At 66.1% G+C, this 17,080-nt stretch carries 14 protein-coding genes; all 14 read left to right on the forward strand.

All coding sequences use genetic code 11. From position 1 onward, the window contains the following. The first annotated feature begins 2 nt into the window (after window positions 1–2). The 14 genes from XH96_RS10045 (at window position 3) to XH96_RS10110 (ending at window position 17,042) form a co-directional block, all read left to right on the forward strand. A complete protein-coding gene (locus XH96_RS10045; RefSeq protein WP_131869722.1) occupies window positions 3–395 on the forward strand; it encodes a hypothetical protein in 393 nt (130 codons plus the stop codon). Continuing rightward, window positions 392–2,146, forward strand: coding sequence for a penicillin-binding protein 2 (locus XH96_RS10050; protein ID WP_194392354.1), 1,755 nt, complete (start codon window positions 392–394; stop codon window positions 2,144–2,146). Before XH96_RS10045 ends, XH96_RS10050 begins: the two co-directional genes overlap by 4 nt. 83 nt (window positions 2,147–2,229) lie before the next feature. Then, window positions 2,230–3,702, forward strand: a complete 1,473-nt coding sequence (locus tag XH96_RS10055) for a UDP-N-acetylmuramoyl-L-alanyl-D-glutamate--2,6-diaminopimelate ligase (protein WP_194392355.1) — start codon at window positions 2,230–2,232, stop codon at window positions 3,700–3,702. Beyond that, entirely contained in the window at window positions 3,699–5,081 is a 1,383-nt protein-coding gene (gene murF, locus XH96_RS10060; protein ID WP_194392356.1) for a UDP-N-acetylmuramoyl-tripeptide--D-alanyl-D-alanine ligase, read from the forward strand. The genes XH96_RS10055 and murF overlap by 4 nt, the downstream gene beginning before the upstream one ends. 180 nt (window positions 5,082–5,261) lie before the next feature. Next, window positions 5,262–6,365, forward strand: a complete 1,104-nt coding sequence (mraY, locus tag XH96_RS10065) for a phospho-N-acetylmuramoyl-pentapeptide-transferase (RefSeq protein WP_194392357.1) — start codon at window positions 5,262–5,264, stop codon at window positions 6,363–6,365. 115 nt (window positions 6,366–6,480) lie between these two features. Continuing rightward, window positions 6,481–7,878, forward strand: a complete 1,398-nt coding sequence (murD, locus tag XH96_RS10070) for a UDP-N-acetylmuramoyl-L-alanine--D-glutamate ligase (RefSeq protein ID WP_194392358.1) — start codon at window positions 6,481–6,483, stop codon at window positions 7,876–7,878. 2 nt (window positions 7,879–7,880) lie between these two features. Continuing rightward, window positions 7,881–8,285 (forward strand): hypothetical protein, encoded by a 405-nt coding sequence (locus XH96_RS10075; protein ID WP_194392359.1) that lies wholly within the window; start codon window positions 7,881–7,883, stop codon window positions 8,283–8,285. A gap of 242 nt (window positions 8,286–8,527) precedes the next feature. Continuing rightward, window positions 8,528–9,679: a putative lipid II flippase FtsW gene (gene ftsW, locus XH96_RS10080; RefSeq protein WP_194392360.1), complete on the forward strand. Its 1,152-nt coding sequence runs from the start codon at window positions 8,528–8,530 to the stop codon at window positions 9,677–9,679. Window positions 9,680–9,894: 215 nt separating this feature from the next. Next, window positions 9,895–10,995, forward strand: a complete 1,101-nt coding sequence (murG, locus tag XH96_RS10085; protein ID WP_371740035.1) for an undecaprenyldiphospho-muramoylpentapeptide beta-N-acetylglucosaminyltransferase — start codon at window positions 9,895–9,897, stop codon at window positions 10,993–10,995. Between the two features lie 90 nt (window positions 10,996–11,085). After that, window positions 11,086–11,916, forward strand: coding sequence for a class I SAM-dependent methyltransferase (locus XH96_RS10090; RefSeq protein ID WP_194392361.1), 831 nt, complete (start codon window positions 11,086–11,088; stop codon window positions 11,914–11,916). Between the two features lie 218 nt (window positions 11,917–12,134). Continuing rightward, on the forward strand, window positions 12,135–13,538 hold the full coding sequence (gene murC / locus XH96_RS10095; RefSeq protein WP_194392362.1) for a UDP-N-acetylmuramate--L-alanine ligase: 1,404 nt from the start codon (window positions 12,135–12,137) through the stop codon (window positions 13,536–13,538). 305 nt (window positions 13,539–13,843) lie between these two features. Continuing rightward, window positions 13,844–14,857: an IS5 family transposase gene (locus XH96_RS10100; protein ID WP_194389004.1), complete on the forward strand. Its 1,014-nt coding sequence runs from the start codon at window positions 13,844–13,846 to the stop codon at window positions 14,855–14,857. A 178-nt stretch (window positions 14,858–15,035) separates the two neighbouring features. Further along, window positions 15,036–15,956, forward strand: a complete 921-nt coding sequence (gene murB / locus XH96_RS10105; RefSeq protein ID WP_194392363.1) for a UDP-N-acetylmuramate dehydrogenase — start codon at window positions 15,036–15,038, stop codon at window positions 15,954–15,956. A 99-nt stretch (window positions 15,957–16,055) separates the two neighbouring features. Further along, on the forward strand, window positions 16,056–17,042 hold the full coding sequence (locus XH96_RS10110; protein WP_194392364.1) for a D-alanine--D-alanine ligase: 987 nt from the start codon (window positions 16,056–16,058) through the stop codon (window positions 17,040–17,042). The last annotated feature ends 38 nt before the right edge of the window (window positions 17,043–17,080 follow it).

Consider the following 17,080-nt stretch of genomic DNA (forward strand, 5'->3'; position numbering starts at 1 on the left):
GCATGCGCATCATCCACCTCCTCGTCATCGGTGCGCTGATCTTCGCGGCGGCCCATGTCTACAGGATCAAGATGGACTCCACGGCGCGCACCGAGAAGGTGCTGCGGCTGCGTGCAGAGATACGCGAGGAGCGCGACGCGATCGCGGCGCTGCGGGCCGAGTGGGCCAAGCTCGATGCCCCGCTGCGGCTGCAAGGCCTGTCCGACCGGCATCTGCACCTCAAGCCGGTTAATGGCACGCAATATGACTCGCTGAAGAATCTGCCGGAGCGCCCGCCGCGGATGTTCAGGCCGGGCGATCCCGATCCGATCGGGGCCATGCTAAACGCCATCGAAGCCGCGAGTGATCCCGATACCGTGACGGGCTCCGTGCCTCAGCCCGAGGACAAGCAATGAGCGCGGCAACGCCTGCAAAATTGACCGAGAAGCCGGCCGAACCGTGGCGGCAGCGGCTGATCCGCAGCCTGCTCTACGGGCGCAATGTCGATCGCGCCGTGAAGGCGCGAGCGCGCGTGGGGCTTGCGATACTGGCCTTCGCTTCGGTCTATGCCCTGATCGGCGGGCGGCTCGTGATGTTCGCGATCGGCGCGGACGCCCACGGGGCGCGCCGCGCCGCGGCGCAGGAGGTGGTTGCGACCGCGCGGCCCGACATCGTCGACCGCAACGGCGCGATCCTCGCGACCGACGTCAAGGCCGCGAGCCTGTTCAGCGAGCCGCGGCGCATCATCGACAAGGATGAGGCGATCGAGCTCCTGACGGCGACCATTCCCGACCTCGACGAGGCCGAGGTGCGCGAGCGCCTGAAGTCGCGCAAGGGCTTCGCCTGGCTCAAGCGCGAGGTCACGCCGGCGCAGCAGCAGGCCATCCACAAGCTCGGCCTTCCCGGCATCGGCTTCCTGCGCGAGAACAAGCGCGTCTACCCGACGGGCAACGAGGTCGCCCACATCATCGGTCTCGTCAACATCGACAACCAGGGCATCGCCGGCCTGGAGAAGTGGCTCGACAACCAGGGGCTCGCCGATCTCCACCGTGCCGGCTTTGCGACCGACCGGCTGCAGAAGCCGATCGAGCTCTCGGTCGATCTGCGCGTCGAGCATGCGCTGCGTGACGAACTCCTCAAGGCCAAGGACAAGTTCCACGCCAAGGCCGCTTCCGGCATCGTCTCCAACGTCAAGACCGGCGAGATCGTGGCGATGGTCTCGCTGCCCGATTTCGATCCCAACAATCCGAAGGAAGCGCACGACCCCGATCGCATCAATCGCCTGACCACCGGCGTCTACGAGATGGGTTCGACCTTCAAGGCGTTCACGCTGGCGATGGGGCTCGATTCCGGCAAGATCAACCTGAATTCGATGTGGGACGCGCGCGGAAACCTGCACTACGGCAAGTTCACCATCCATGACAGCCATCCGCTCGGGCGCTTCATCAACACCAAGGAAGTGTTCACCTACTCGTCCAACATCGGCGCGGCGCGGATCGCGCTTAACCAGGGCGTCGAAGCGCACAAGGCGTTCCTCGCCAAGATGGGCCAGATGACGCGGCTGCGCACCGAATTGCCGGAGAGCGCGGCGCCGCTGATCCCGCGGCGCTGGAGCGAGTTGAATACGGTCACCGCTGCGTTCGGCCAGGGCCTGTCGGTGGCACCGCTGCAGGCCGTGATGGGCATCAACGCGCTGGTGAACGGCGGCTATCTGATTCCGCCGACATTCATGAAGCGCAGCGAATCCGAGGCCATGGCGATGGCCAAGCGCGTCATCAAGACGGAGACCAGCGACAAGATGCGGTACCTGATGCGGCTCAATGCCGAGATCGGCACCGCCAAGACCGCCGACGTCAAGGGCTATTACGTCGGCGGCAAGACCGGCACGTCCGAGAAGGTCATCAACGGGCGCTACGCCAAGAAGCGCGTGCTCAACTCCTTCACCGCCATCCTGCCCTGCGACGATCCCAAATATCACGTCCTGATCATGCTGGACGAGCCGCAGGCGCTGCCCGAAACGCATGGTTTCATCACGTCGGGCTGGAACGCGGTGCCGACCGGGGGCAAGGTGATCGAGCGGATCGCGCCGCTCCTGGGCGTCGAGCCGCGGTTCGACCTGCCGCCGTCCGACCGCCTTATTCTTGCAGCATCCAGGACAACCCAGTAATCAATCGGGTGGGCCATCGCCGGTGCTGAGTCGGAATTTTCAAAGCGATTCGGCTTTCCGGCAGGCATGTCGACTGGAAGACCATGAAGCTGCGCGACCTCTTGGGTCAGGATGTTCTGGGCAATGATGCCGCGATCGAGTCCGCTGTTGCGGCTCTCGACGTGAGCGGCATTGCGCTCGACAGCCGCGTGGTCAAGCCGGGCGATCTCTTCGTCGCAATCGCGGGCAGCAAGACCGACGGCGCGCGCTTCATCGATGCGGCAATTGCCGCGGGCGCGATCGCAGTCGTTGGCGACCATGCGCCTGCGGCCACCAATGTGCCGTTTATCACTGTGGCCAATCCGCGCCGCACACTGGCGCTGGCCGCGGCAAAGTTCTTTCCCGCGCAGCCCGCCACGATCGCCGCCGTGACCGGAACCAGCGGCAAGACCTCGGTTGCGGCGTTCACACGTCAGATCTGGGAGCGGCTGGGGCATGCCTCCGCCAGCATCGGCACCATCGGTCTCGTCTCGCCCAAACGCACCGTCTACGGCTCGCTGACGACGCCCGATCCGATCGCGCTGCACCGGCAGATCGACGAGATCGCGCGCGAGGGCGTTACCCATCTCGCCTTCGAGGCCTCCTCGCACGGGCTCGACCAGTATCGCCTCGACGGCGTGCGCGTCTCCGCCGGCGGCTTCACCAACCTCTCGCGCGACCACATGGATTACCATCCGAGCGTTGCGCATTATCTCGCGGCGAAGCTCCGCCTGTTCCGCGAACTGGTGCCGCCGGGTGGCGCCGCGGTGATCTCGGCCGATCATGATTGCTCGGCTGAAGCGATCGAGGCCGCCAGGGCGCGCGGCCTGCGCGTCATGGCGGTCGGCCGCAACGGCGACGGAGCAGGCGAGGGCATCCGCCTGACGGAGGCCGCGGTCGAAGGTTTCGCGCAAAAACTCACGCTCGAACATCGCGGCAAGCGCTTCGCCATCCGGCTGCCGCTGGTCGGCGAATTCCAGATCGAGAACGCGCTGGTGTCGGCCGGCCTTGCCATCGGCACCGGCAGCGACGCTGCAAACGTATTCGCAAGCCTCGAACATCTCGAAGGCGCGAAGGGCCGGCTCGAGCGTGTCGGCGAGCGCAACGGCGCGCCGATCTTCGTCGATTACGCGCACAAGCCCGATGCGCTGGCGAAGGCGCTGCAGGCGCTGCGGCCTTATGCGAAGCGCAGGCTGGTCGTCGTGTTCGGCGCCGGCGGCGACCGCGATGCCGGCAAGCGTCCGATCATGGGCGAGATCGCGGCCGAGAACGCCGACAGCGTCATCGTCACCGACGACAATCCGCGCAGCGAGAAGCCGGAAGCCATCCGCGCCGCGATCCTCGCCACCGCGAAGGGCGCCCGGGAGATCGGCGACCGCGCCGCCGCGATCCGCGCCGCGATCGAGGAGCTGGAAGACGGCGATGCACTGCTCATCGCCGGCAAGGGCCATGAGACCGGGCAGATCGTCGGCGGAGAAGTTCTGCCCTTCAGTGATCACGAGGCGGTTGCCGCCGCACTAGCGTCGAGGGTTGCATGAGCGCGCCAATATGGACGGTTGCCGAGGTCGCGCGTGCGCTGGGTGTCACCGGATCGTTCCCGGACACGGGAATCGACTTCATCACGCAGGACAGCCGGCTGGTGAAGCCGGGCAGCCTGTTCGTCGCGCTCAGCGGCACGCCGAGCGGCGGCTTCGTCTCGGCCTTCGCCAGCGCGCGCGACGGCTGGGAGTTCGCGGACAAGGCGGAAGCTTCGGGCGCGGTCGCGATGATCGTGCCGCACGAGATCGCCGGCATTCGCATTCCGCAGATCGTCGTCAGGGATACGTTGATCGACGGTCTCTGGGGCCTCGCCCGGGCCGCACGCGCGCGCTTCAATGGCCCGGTGATCGGACTCACCGGAAGCGCGGGCAAGACCAGCACCAAGGAATTTCTCGCCGCCTATCCGAACGCCTATGCGAGCCCGTCGAGCTTCAACAATTTCTGGGGCGTTCCGCTGACTCTGTGCAATGCCAGGCGAGACGCCAGCCTCTGGGTCGTCGAGATGGGAATGAACCAGCAAGGCGAGATCGCGCGGCTCAGCGAATTGACGCGCCCGACGGTCGCGCTCGTCGTCAACGTGCAGCCCGTGCATCTGGAAAAGCTCGGCTCGCTGGAAGCCATCCGGCGCGAGAAGGTGTCGATCGCGCTCGGCCTGCCCGAGAATGGTGTGCTGGTGCTGCCCGCCGGGATCAAGGCGCCCGAGTGGAAGGGCAAGGTCGTGCGCTTCGGCGGCGAGCATGCCGAGGTGCACGAGGTCGCGCACGCGCCGCACGGCGAGAGCTGGCAGGTCGTGGCCGCGATCGGGAAGAAGGAGATCGCCTTCAGCCTCACCCCTGGCGCGCCGCACCGGGTGCACAATGCGCTGGCAGCGCTTGCCGCCATTCATGCTGCGCATCTCGACGTCGCGACGCTGGCGATCAAGCTCGACCGCGTCGGCATCATGACCGGCCGCGGCGTCGAGCAGGCGGTCGGCGATATCACCGTGATCGACGACAGCTTCAACGGCAATCCGGCCAGCGTGGCGGCTGCGCTGCAAAGCCTCCAGGCGCGCCACGTGAGCGAAGGCCGCCGCATCGCGGTTCTCGGCGACATGCTCGAACTGGGCGAGGACGCGCCGAACTATCATACCGGCCTCGCCAAATATCTCGAAGGCATCGACGGCGTCTACTGCGTCGGTCCTCTGATGCGCCACCTCTACGACGTGCTGCCATCAGGCAAGGGCCTCGGCTGGCACGATGATCCGGCCACACTGAAGCCGGGCGAGGTTGCGAGCCTGCTGAAGGCAGGGGATGTCGTGGTTGTCAAGGGCAGCAAAAAGATGTTCTGGGTCAACAAGTTCGTGCCGGGCCTGATGACCGCCTTGCAGGCGAAGGCGTAAACTGCTTGGAAGGCGCTGTTCCCGAATCCCACCCTTTGTGGCGCGAAGCCGTCCGTTTTCCCAGAGGTCGCGCGACCCATGACGAAGACCAGCGAATGCCCGTGAGGCACGTCGAGGCCAAGATAACGGCCACGAACAAGGCCAAGGCTGCGTGTGCAAAGGCGCCATAGGACCGTCTGAATGTTTTACTGGCTGATCGAGCTCTCCAACACATTTCCGGGCTTCGGTGCCATTCGCACCTTCCTGAACGTCTTCCGCTACATCACCTTCCGCACCGGCGGGGCGGTCGTGACCGGCGCGCTGTTCGTGTTCCTGTTCGGGCCCTGGATCATCGACCATCTGCGCATCCGCCAGGGCAAGGGCCAGCCGATTCGCTCCGACGGCCCCCAATCGCATCTCGCCAAGAAGGGCACGCCCACCATGGGCGGGCTGATGATCCTGTCCGGCCTCACCGTCGGCACGGTGCTGTGGGCCAATCCGCTCAACCCCTATGTCTGGATTGTGCTGGCGGTGACGCTCGGCTTCGGCTTCGTCGGCTTCTATGACGATTACCTCAAGGTGACCAAGCAGACCACGACCGGGTTCGGCAGCAAGCTTCGCCTGCTGATCGAGGCGATCATCGCGCTGGTCGCCTGCTACGCGCTGGTGCGGCTGAACCGCGATCCCGCCTCGACCGCGCTGACGATCCCGTTCCTCAAGGACACCGTGCTGCATTTCGGCTGGTTCTTCGTCATCTTCGGCGCCTTCGTCATCGTCGGCTCCGGCAACGCGGTGAATCTCACCGATGGTCTCGACGGCCTCGCCATCGTGCCGGTGATGATCGCGACCGCGAGCTTTGCGATGATCGCCTATCTCGCCGGCAACGCCGTGTTCGCCGAATATCTCCAGATCAAATACGTCGCGGGCACAGGCGAACTGGCGGTGCTCTGCGGCGCGCTGCTGGGCGCTGGTCTCGGTTTCCTCTGGTTCAACGCCCCGCCGGCCTCGATCTTCATGGGCGACACCGGCTCGCTCGCGCTGGGCGGCATGCTCGGCGCCATCGCGGTCGCGGTGAAGCACGAGATCGTGCTCGCCGTGATCGGCGGCCTGTTCGTGCTGGAGGCGGTCTCCGTCATCGTGCAGGTGGTGTCGTTCAAGCTCACGGGAAAACGCATCTTCCGGATGGCGCCCATCCACCACCATTTCGAGCAGCTCGGCTGGACCGAGCCGCAGATCGTGATCCGCTTCTGGATCATCTCGGTGATGCTGGCGCTCGCCGGCCTGTCCACGCTGAAGCTGCGGTGATGAGGATGGCTGCCCAGCACCGTCATTCCGGGGCGACGCATCTGCGTCGAACCCGGAATCTCGAGATTCCGGGTTCTCGCTCCGCGAGCCCCGGAACGACGGAGATGGAGTCATCATGATCCCGGTCACATCCTTCGCCGGCAAGACGGTCGCGGTGTTCGGCCTCGGCGGCTCGGGGCTCGCCTCCTGCCATGCCTTGAAGGCGGGGGGCGCCGAAGTGATCGCCGCCGACGACAATGCCGAGAACGTCGCCAAGGCGGTTCAGGCCGGCTTCATCACCGCCGATCTGCGCAACGTCTCCTGGGCGAATTTCGCTGCGCTCGTGCTCGCGCCCGGCGTGCCGCTGACGCATCCGGTGCCGCACTGGAGCGTGCTGAAGGCGCGCGAGGCCGGGGTCGAGGTCATCGGCGACATCGAGCTGTTCTGCCGCGAGCGGCGCCGCCACGCGCCGGACGCGCCGTTCGTCGCCATCACCGGCACCAACGGCAAGTCGACCACGACGGCGCTGATCGCGCACCTGACGAAAGTCGCCGGCTACGACACCCAGATGGGCGGCAATATCGGCACCGCGATCCTGTCGCTGGAGCCGCCGCGCATGGGCCGCGTTCACGTCATCGAGATGTCGTCCTACCAGATCGACCTCACGCCCTCGCTCGATCCCTCCGTCGGCATCCTGCTCAATGTCAGCGAGGACCATATCGACCGGCATGGTACGATCGAGCACTACGCCGCGGTGAAGGAGCGCCTCGTCGCCGGCGTGCAGGCGGGCGGCACCGCGATCGTGGGCGTCGACGACGGCTATTGCCGCGACATCGCCGACCGGCTCGACCGCACTGGCAAGAACGTGGTGCGCATCTCGGTCAAGAACCCGCTCGCGTCGGGCATTTACGTCGAGCACGGCACCATCGTGCGCGCCGCGGGCGGCGCCCGCAGCGAGGTCGCCGCGCTCGGCGGCATCGGCTCGCTGCGCGGCCTGCACAACGCGCAGAACGCGGCCTGCGCCGCCGCCGCTGCACTCGCCATGGGCATCAGCCAGGACGTGCTGCAGGACGGCCTGCGCAGCTTTCCCGGCCTTGCCCACCGCATGGAGCAGGTCGGCCGCCGCGGCAACGTGCTGTTCGTCAACGATTCCAAGGGCACCAATGCCGATGCCACAGCGCATGCGCTGTCGTCGTTTGCAGATATTTTCTGGATCGCCGGCGGCAAGCCGAAGGCGGGTGGCATCACAAGCCTCACCGGCTTCTTTCCCCGCATCAGCAAGGCTTATCTGATCGGCGAGGCCGCACAGGAATTTTCCGGCACGCTCGGCGCGGTCCCGCACGAGATCAGCCAGACGCTCGACGTCGCCGTCGAGCACGCCGCGCGCGATGCAGAAGCCTCGGGTCTCACCGACGCCGTCGTGCTTCTGTCCCCCGCCTGCGCCTCCTTCGACCAGTACCGCAACTTCGAGATCCGCGGCACCAGGTTCCGCGAACTGGTGCAGGCGCTGCCGGGTGTGAAGCCGGTGGTGTGAAGATGTCGCGGCGACGCTGGATCGGGATCGCCGTCGCCGCACTTGCTGTTCCAGTCGCCGCGGGTTTTGGCTTCGTTGTTGCCGTCGACAATCTCATGAGTGGCTTCGGTGCGTGCCGCGTCGTTCGCCAGCGCGCATTCGCCTCGCCTAGCGGCAGCAAGCTGGTCGTCGTGGTCTGGAAGTCATGCGGTGCGACGGTACCCGACAGCACGCAAGCCAGCATCATCGCGCGCGGCCGGACGTTCTCGCCCGAGAGCACGCCGACCTTTCTCAGCGTGCGCGGGCACCTTGATGTTGTCGTCGCGTGGAGCAGTGAGCGCGCGGTCAGGATCGGGTTCATTCCCGGACCGGATCAGATCTACAAGCGCGACCAGCGCGCGGGAGACGTTGCGATCAACTACGAATAGGCTCTCGTGTCCCGGACGCCGTGCGGCACGAAGTGACGCTCCGCAGAGCCGGGACTCAGGCCGCTACACGATATACTGCCGCGATATGGGCCCCGGCTCTGCAGCGCACCACGCCGCGAAGAGGCGGCGCGCTGCGCTGCGTCCGGGGCACGAGACTCTCCACAACTTGATCCATCATGTTAACCTTGCGGTAACCAACCTCGGCGACCAATGGACGGACCTCCGTCCGAAAGCGGCCGCCCATGCTCTCCCGTGAAGAACGCACCCCCTTTTCCGAGTGGTGGTGGACCGTCGACAAGCCGCTGATGGGCGCCATCCTGGCCTTGATGCTGACCGGCGTGATCCTGTCGCTGGCGGCGAGCCCGCCGGTTGCGACCCGCATCGGGCTCGATCCCTTCCATTTCTTCAGCCGCCACGTGCTGTTCCTGGTGCCGTCCTGCATCGTGCTCGTCGGCGTGTCCTTCCTGTCGCCACGCTCCATCCGCCGCAGTGCGCTCATCATCTTCGCGATCAGCATCATCCTGATCGTGCTCACGCTCGCAATCGGCCCCGAGGTGAAGGGCTCGCGGCGCTGGATCACGCTGCTCGGCGTCAACATCCAGGCCTCCGAAATCGCAAAGCCGTCCTTCGTCGTCATCGCCGCCTGGCTGTTCGCGGAATCAACCAGGCGGCCGGAGATGCCGGCGACCTCGATGGCGGTGGTGCTGCTCCTGATGCTGGTCGCGCTGCTGGTGATGGAGCCCGACTTCGGCCAGACCATGCTGGTCCTGATGGTGTGGGGCTCGCTGTTCTTCATCGCGGGCATGCGGATGATCTGGGTGTTCGGTCTCGCAGGTCTCGGCGCCGCCGGCCTGTTCAGCGCCTATCTGTTCGTCCCGCACGTCGCCGGCCGCATCAGGCGTTTCATGAATCCGGCCTCCGGCGACACTTTCCAGGTCGATACCGCCATGGAAGCCTTCTACAACGGCGGCTGGTTCGGCCTCGGACCGGGCGAGGGCATCGCCAAGCGCAGCCTGCCGGACAGCCACACCGACTTCGTGTTCGCGGTCGCCGCCGAGGAGTTCGGCATCATCCTGTGCCTCGCCATGCTGGCGCTGTTCGCCTTCGTCGTCATCCGCACGCTGTCGCGCGCCTATGCCAACGAGGACATGTTCTCGCGCTTTGCGGCTTCTGGGCTTGCGATCCTGTTCGGCGTGCAGGCCGCGATCAACATGTCGGTGAACCTGCAGCTGATTCCAGCCAAGGGCATGACGCTGCCGTTCATCTCCTATGGCGGCTCCTCGATCGTGTCGCTGGCCTATGGTGTCGGCATGATGCTGGCTCTGACGCGGCTGCGCCCGCGCACCGAGGTCGAAGCGAGCGGCCACGCCGAGGCGATGCGGAGTTATGCGTGATATAGGTTTCGTGTCCCGGACAAGCCAACGGGTCCGCGCGTAGCGCGGCCCGATGACAGGCTCCGCGCAGATCCGGGACCCGGAATGCCGCAACCAATGGGCCCCGGTGCAGCAGCGCACCACGTCGCCAAGAGCGACGCGCCGCGCCCCGGGGCACGAACACCTTTGTTGCCGCACTCGCAATGACCGAGAACTCCCTGTAAAACCCCCTCATCATGGACACGTCCCCCCTGATTCTTCTCGCCGCGGGCGGCACCGGCGGCCATCTGTTTCCGGCCGAGGCGCTTGGCGTCGAGTTGATCCGGCGCGGCTTTCGCGTCCGCCTCGTCACCGACGAACGCGCGCTGCGCTACAGCGGGCTGTTCAGCAAGGACATGATCGACGTCGTGGCAAGCGAGACCGCGCGCGGCCGCAATCCGTTGCAGCTCGCCTATGCCGGCCTCACGCTCGCCGCGGGCACGCTCTCTGCCTACCGCCTGATCAAGCGGCTCAAGCCGGTCGCCGTCGTCGGCTTCGGCGGCTATCCGACGCTGCCGCCGCTGGTCGCTGCGAAATTCGCCGGCGTGCCCGGCATCGTCCACGACGCCAATGCGGTGCTCGGCCGTGCCAACCGGTTTCTGTCGAGCCGCGTCCGCGCCATCGCGACGTCCTTGCCCGGCGTGCTCGATCGCGATCCGGCGCTGGCAGGCAAGACAACGACCGTCGGCACGCCGATGCGGCCGGCGGTTCTGGCCGCCGCTGCGGTAAAGTATAGCCCCCCTGAGGTGAATGGTCCGCTGCGCCTGCTCGTCGTCGGCGGCAGCCAAGGCGCGCGCATCATGGCCGACATCGTGCCCGGCGCGATCGAGCGGCTCGAGCCTGCGTTATGGAGCCGCCTCGTCCTCACCCAGCAGGTGCGCGAGGAAGACATGAGCCGCGTGCGCGCGGTCTATGACAAGCTCAAGATCAAGGTGGAACTCGCGCCGTTCTTCACCGATCTGCCGGCGCGGCTCGCCTCCAACCATCTGGTCGTGTCGCGCTCCGGCGCGGGCACCGTCGCCGAGCTCGCGGCGATTGGCCGGCCCTCCATCCTGGTGCCGCTGCCCGGCTCGATCGACCAGGACCAGTTCGCCAATGCCGGCGTGCTGGTCAAGGTCGACGGCGCGATCCGCATTCCGCAGACCGAGTTCACCTCCGATCGTCTCGCCGCCGAAATCTCCGGCCTGGCCGCCGAGCCCGCGCGCCTTGCCGCCATGGCCGCGGCTGCGAAGGGGGCAGGTCGGCTCGATGCGGCCGAGAGGCTCGCGGACCTCGTGGTGAAAACCGCCGGAATTTAGCGTCCGCGCCGTTCAAGCCTGCACACGGGTCGCTCGGCCCGATGATCGCACGCGCGGCACGTTCAATTGTGCCCGGCGGAGGATTTGCTTGTGGCAGGCTTGCTGATTCACTCCCTCGCGGAGTTTTCCGATCTGGTCCTCGAGGCACTCAGGCTCGCGGATGCGCGCGAGATCGTCGAGATCGGCTCGGAATACGGAGGCATGTCGCCCTTCCTTGCCGCGCATTGTCGTGAGCGCGGCGGACGCCTCACCGCCATCGATCCGGCGCCGAAGCGCGAATTCATGGAGTGGCTGAAGACCAACCCGGACGTTCGCCATCTCGCAAAAACGAGCCTGGAGGCGTTCGCCGATGTCGACGAGGCCGATGCCTGGGTCGTCGATGGCGATCACAACTGGTACACGGTCTACAACGAGCTCGGCCACATCGATGCGATCGGCCGTCGCGCCGGCAAGCCGCTTCTGGTCTTTGTGCACGATATCGGCTGGCCGTGTGGTCGGCGCGATTTCTACTATGCGCCCCACCGAATTCCACCCGAGTATCGCCATGCCTACAGCTTTGACGCCGGTGCGGTTCCCGGTCAGGCAGCGCTGGTCGATGGGCGAGGCTTTCGCGGCATGGGCCAGTTCGCGTTTGCCGAGGTCTCCGGCGGTGCGCGCAACGGCGTGATGACGGCGATCGACGACTTTCTGGCCGACGCGCTCAGGGGCGGCCGCGAGCTCGGCTTTGCCGAGATCCCGGCCGTATTCGGGCTCGGCGTGATCTTCGAGCTGGACGCGCCCTGGAGCGCGCCGCTCGCCGATCTCCTGTTGCCGTATCATCAGAACAAGCTCCTTGGCGCACTCGAGGCCAATCGCCTGCGCAACTATCTTCGCGTGCTCGATCTCCAGGATGAGGCGGCCGCGCGAACCGGCTCCCTCTGACCGCAGCGGCGACATGGTCCCGGTGATCCGAGTGTGAGCCTCGCGATCCGCGAAACGGGCCAAAATGGGGCATCCAACCGGGAAATTACCTCGTTTGGAGGCCGTACCGGTCTTGTCCCGATCCGTCCAGTCTTGCATGAAGTGGAGGAGATTCGCCGCTGGCCGGCCACGACGGGGGTAATGCCGCGGCCGCAGCCGGACTAGACAGAGATACAGCCATGAGACTGCCGCGCGAGATCGGACCCATCCACTTCGTCGGGATCGGCGGGATCGGCATGAGCGGCATCGCCGAGGTGCTGGTCAATCTCGGCTATGCCGTGCAGGGCTCGGACGCCTCCGACAACTACAATCTCGACCGTCTGCGCAAGAAGGGCGCGAAGGTTTCGGTCGGCCACAAGGCCGAGAATGTCGATGGGGCCGAGGTCGTGGTCGTGTCCTCCGCGATCAAGCGCGACAATCCGGAATTGATGGCGGCGCGCGAGAGGCGCATTCCCGTGGTGCGCCGCGCCGAGATGCTGGCCGAGCTGATGCGCCTGAAGAGCTGCGTCGCCATCGCCGGCACGCACGGCAAGACCACGACGACCACGATGGTTGCAACGCTGCTCGATGCCGGCGGGCTCGATCCCACCGTGATCAACGGCGGCATCATCAATGCCTATGGCTCCAATGCGCGCTTAGGGGCCGGCGACTGGATGGTGGTGGAGGCCGACGAGAGCGACGGCACGTTCCTGAAGCTGCCGACGGATGTCGCGATCGTCACGAATGTCGATCCCGAACATCTCGACCACTTCAAGACCTTCGAGGCCGTGCAGGACGCCTTCCGTCACTTCGTCGAAAATCTGCCGTTCTACGGCTTTGCCGTGATGTGCATCGATCATCCGGTCGTGCAGAGCCTCGTCGGCAAGATCGAGGACCGCCGCATCATTACCTATGGCGAAAATCCGCAGGCCGATGCGCGCCTGGTCGATCTCACCGCTGGCGGCGGCGGCTCTAAGTTCAAGGTTGTGATCCGCGACCGCAAGGCAGGCACCACGCACGAGATCCCCGACCTCGCGCTGCCGATGCCGGGCCGGCACAACGCCTCCAACGCGACGGCGGCGATTGCGGTCGCTCACGCGCTCGGTGTGTCCGACGACAGGATCCGCAGTGCCATCGCAGGTTTTGGTGGCGTCAAGCGCCGCTTCACCAAGACCGGCGAATGGAACGGCGTCACCATCATCGACGATTACGGCCATCACCCCGTGGAGATCGCGGCGGTGCTGAAAGCGGCGCGCGATTCCTACACCGGCAAGGTCATCGCCGTGGTGCAGCCGCACCGCTACACCCGGCTGCAATCCCTGTTCGAGGAATTCTGCACCTGCTTCAACGACGCCGATGCGGTGATCGTGGCCGATGTCTATTCCGCAGGCGAAGCGCCGATCGAGGGCATCGACCGCGATCACTTCGTCGCCGGCCTGCGCGCCCACGGCCATCGCGAGGTGATCCCGCTGCCGGCGGCATCGGAGCTGGCGGGCATCGTCAAGGGGCTCGCGAAGCCCGGCGATCTCGTCGTGTGCCTCGGGGCCGGCAACATCACGCAATGGGCGTATGCATTGCCCGGCGAATTGAAGGCGCTGGGGTGAGCATGCTGAGGGACTTGCAGGCAGCCGCACGGCAAACTGCACTCCCTCCCCCCTTGTGGGGGAGGGCTGTTCGAGATGGTGCGAACGATGCTTCGGCGTCGGGACTGCGCTCCCTCTCCCGCTTGCGGGGGAGGGCTGGGGTGGGGGTGTCTCCGCGGCGGGATTGTCGAGAAATGCGGTGGCTGTCCCTGGGTGGCAAGAGCCCTCACCCGCCGCGCTCTGCGAGCGCGTCGGCCTCTCCCGCAAGCGAGAGCTTTGCATATTCGCGAATCTGCGATTCCCTAGACCGCTGAGGGAGGACGGGAATGGCCTATCGACAGGTTGGACAACCGAGCTTTGCGGACGCGCTGGTGTCGCGACGGGGAAAAGGCAATCCGGTGCTGAGACGGATTGGGGACTTGGTCGATTGGGCAGCGGTAGGGGGCGTGCTAGGCGGTCTGCCGGAACCGGAGCGTGGGGCGCCGGCCTATCCGCGGCTGGTGATGTTCAAGGCGCTGTTGCTGCAGCAATGGTACGGGCTGTCCGATCCGGAGCTTGAAGAGGCGCTTGATGACCGCGCCTCATTCCGCGATTTCTGCGGCTTTGTGCTCGGCGATGAGACACCCGATCACGCCACGATCTGGCGCTTCCGCGACAGTTTGCAGCGGGCCGGCCTGGACGAGAGGCTGTTCGGTGAGATTCTGCGCCAGATCGATGCGCATGGGCTGGTGGTGCGGCGGGGTACACTAATCGACGCGAGCCTGATCCCGGCGGCGGTGAAGCCGCCGAAGCCACCAGAGGAGCCGCAGCCCCCCGGCCCGGACGGTCGGGCGCCGAGCAAACTGGTCAACAGCAAGCGCGATCCGGATGCGCGATGGACCAAGAAGGGCGGCAAACGATACTTCGGCTACAAGGCCCATGTTGGCATCGACCAGGGCTCGGCAATCATCCGCCGCAGCAAGCTGACCGATGCTGCGGTCAACGATACGGTGCCCGCCGACGAGTTGGTCTGTGGTGATGAGAAGGCGGTCTATGCCGACCAGGCCTATGACAAGCACGAGCGCCGTAGCGGCCTGCGCGCGCGAGGCATCAAGCCGCGGCTGATGTTCCGGCCCAACAAGCATCATCCGCTGACCGCGCGGCAGAAGCGCTTCAACGGTGCCGTGGGAAAGCGCCGCGCACCGGTCGAGCAGGTCTTCGCGCGCCTCAAGGGCAGCTACCGCTGGGCGCGCGCCCGCTATCTGGGCTGGGCGCGCAACCAGACGCATCTGCGCCTGATCTGCCTGGCAATGAATCTCAAACGATGGGTGGCGTTGTCTCCTGCGGGAGTTGCCGCATGACCGCCCAACCCAATCAGTTGACCACGAAAGCGCAAACCTTCGATGCCGCCGACGTCCAACGCTACGCAAAAAACGCCCAACAGCGGCAATCACTCCCCCGCGTCCAATTAAGCAAAGCTCTCGCAAGCGGGAGAGGCGGAACCGGAGAGAGCTTGCCGACCTCATGCTCGGAGGCGGCATGAGCTTTCCGGACATCACGCCCGACCTCAAAGCCGCGATGCCTGATCTGCGGGGCCGGCTGCTGGCGAACCAGTCGCTGGCCGAGCTCACCTGGTTTCGCGTCGGCGGTCCGGCGCAGGTGCTGTTCACGCCTGCGGACGAGGACGATCTCGCCTATTTCCTCGCGCATCTCGCCAGCGACATTCCGGTCTACGTCGTCGGCGTCGGCTCCAACCTGATCGTGCGCGACGGCGGCATTGCGGGCGTCGTGATCCGGCTTGCGCCACGCGCCTTCGGCGAGGCCACCGCGAGCGGAGACATCGTCACCGCCGGCGCGGCCGCGCTCGACAAGCGTGTGGCGGAGGTGGCGGCATCCGCGAATATCGGCGGGCTCGAATTCTACTTCGGCATTCCCGGCACGATCGGCGGGGCGCTGCGCATGAATGCGGGCGCCAATGGCGGCGAGACCAAGGATGTGCTGATCGAGGCGAGGGGTGTGGGGCGCGACGGCGCGAAGCATGTCTTCTCCAATGCCGACATGAAGTTCGTCTACCGCAACAGCGGCGTCGGTCCCTCCATCATCTTCACCTCCGCCCGCTTCCGCGGCGAGATCAGGGATTCGGAAGCAATCCGCGCGCGCATGGCGGAGGTGCAAAGCCATCGCGAGACTGCGCAGCCGATCCGGGAAAAGACCGGCGGTTCGACCTTCAAGAATCCGCCGGGACACTCCGCCTGGAGGCTGATCGACGCCGCCGGGTGCCGCGGCCTGCGCGTCGGCGGCGCGCAGGTCTCCGAGATGCACTGCAATTTCCTGATCAACACGGGCGATGCCACCGCGCACGATATCGAGACGCTCGGCGAGACCGTGCGCGAACGGGTGAAGGCAAATTCCGGAATCGAGCTACACTGGGAAATCAAGCGGATCGGGGTTTCCGCGTGAGTGTCGTTCCGGGGCGGTGCGAAGCACCGAACCCGGAACCTCGAGATTCCGGGTTCGCGCTTTGCGCGCCCCGGAATGACAAAGAAACAGAGGCAGCGAATGCGCATCACCATTCTTTTCGGCGGCTCCAACCGGGAGCGTCTGGTTTCGGTCGCCTCGGCCCAGGCCCTGCATCAGGCCTTGCCCGAGGCCGATCTCTGGTGGTGGGACGTCGAGGACAAGGTGCATGTCGTGCAGTCCAAACAACTGCTCGAACACGCCCGTCCCTTCGAGGACGAGTTCAAGCCGGGCACGCGTGGCATTCCGCTGGATCAGGCATTGGACAAGGCCAAGGCTGAGAACCGCGTGCTGGTGCTCGGCCTGCACGGCGGACGGGCCGAGAACGGCGAATTGCAGGTGATGTGCGAGGCGCGCGGCGTGCCCTTCACCGGCTCGGGCTCGGCCTCCTCGCACCTCGCCTTCGACAAGCTCGCGGCCAAGCGGTTCGCCGCCCTCAGCGGCGTGACGCCGCCGTCGAACGTTGCGCTTGATAAGATCGACGAGGCCTTCTCCGAATACGGACGGCTGATCGCGAAGCCGGCGCGCGACGGCTCGAGCTACGGGCTGATCTTCGTCAACGCCAAGCAGGACCTCGTCGCCGTCCGCAATGCGGCCAAGCACGAAGAGTATGTGATCGAGCCCTACATCGCCGGCGTCGAGGCGACCTGCGGCGTGCTGGAGCGCACCGATGGCTCGATCATCTCGCTGCCGCCGATCGAGATCATTCCGGGCGAGGGCAATTTCGACTACGCCGCGAAATATCTCCTGAAGTCGACCCAGGAGATCTGTCCCGGCCGCTTCGCACCCGAGATCACCGCAGCGCTCGAGGAGCAGGCGATGCTGGCGCATCGCGCGATGTCCTGCACTGGCTATTCCCGCTCGGACTTCATCGTCTCGGACAAGGGCCTCGTCTATCTCGAAACCAACACGCTCCCCGGGCTGACCAAGTCCTCGCTCTACCCCAAGGCGCTGAAAGCCGCAGGCATCGAGTTCGTCGACTTCCTGCGCGGCCTGGTCGAGCTCGCCGGGCAGCGCGTGCGGAAATAGTCGGGACTGGTTAACGGCCGGATCGGCGAAATCGCCCG

The organism is Bradyrhizobium sp. CCBAU 51765, from assembly GCF_015291725.1.
GTDB lineage: Bacteria > Pseudomonadota > Alphaproteobacteria > Rhizobiales > Xanthobacteraceae > Bradyrhizobium > Bradyrhizobium liaoningense.

Excerpts from the sequence above, each read along its gene's own strand:
- XH96_RS10045 (WP_131869722.1), top strand. The coding sequence starts at position 3 with ATGCGCATCATCCACCTCCTCGTCATCGGTGCGCTGATCTTCGCGGCG.
- XH96_RS10050 (WP_194392354.1), top strand. The coding sequence starts at position 392 with ATGAGCGCGGCAACGCCTGCAAAATTGACCGAGAAGCCGGCCGAACCG.
- XH96_RS10055 (WP_194392355.1), top strand. The coding sequence starts at position 2,230 with ATGAAGCTGCGCGACCTCTTGGGTCAGGATGTTCTGGGCAATGATGCC.
- murF (WP_194392356.1), top strand. The coding sequence starts at position 3,699 with ATGAGCGCGCCAATATGGACGGTTGCCGAGGTCGCGCGTGCGCTGGGT.
- mraY (WP_194392357.1), top strand. The coding sequence starts at position 5,262 with ATGTTTTACTGGCTGATCGAGCTCTCCAACACATTTCCGGGCTTCGGT.
- murD (WP_194392358.1), top strand. The coding sequence starts at position 6,481 with ATGATCCCGGTCACATCCTTCGCCGGCAAGACGGTCGCGGTGTTCGGC.
- XH96_RS10075 (WP_194392359.1), top strand. The coding sequence starts at position 7,881 with ATGTCGCGGCGACGCTGGATCGGGATCGCCGTCGCCGCACTTGCTGTT.
- ftsW (WP_194392360.1), top strand. The coding sequence starts at position 8,528 with ATGCTCTCCCGTGAAGAACGCACCCCCTTTTCCGAGTGGTGGTGGACC.
- murG (WP_371740035.1), top strand. The coding sequence starts at position 9,895 with ATGGACACGTCCCCCCTGATTCTTCTCGCCGCGGGCGGCACCGGCGGC.
- murC (WP_194392362.1), top strand. The coding sequence starts at position 12,135 with ATGAGACTGCCGCGCGAGATCGGACCCATCCACTTCGTCGGGATCGGC.
- XH96_RS10100 (WP_194389004.1), top strand. The coding sequence starts at position 13,844 with ATGGCCTATCGACAGGTTGGACAACCGAGCTTTGCGGACGCGCTGGTG.
- murB (WP_194392363.1), top strand. The coding sequence starts at position 15,036 with ATGAGCTTTCCGGACATCACGCCCGACCTCAAAGCCGCGATGCCTGAT.
- XH96_RS10110 (WP_194392364.1), top strand. The coding sequence starts at position 16,056 with ATGCGCATCACCATTCTTTTCGGCGGCTCCAACCGGGAGCGTCTGGTT.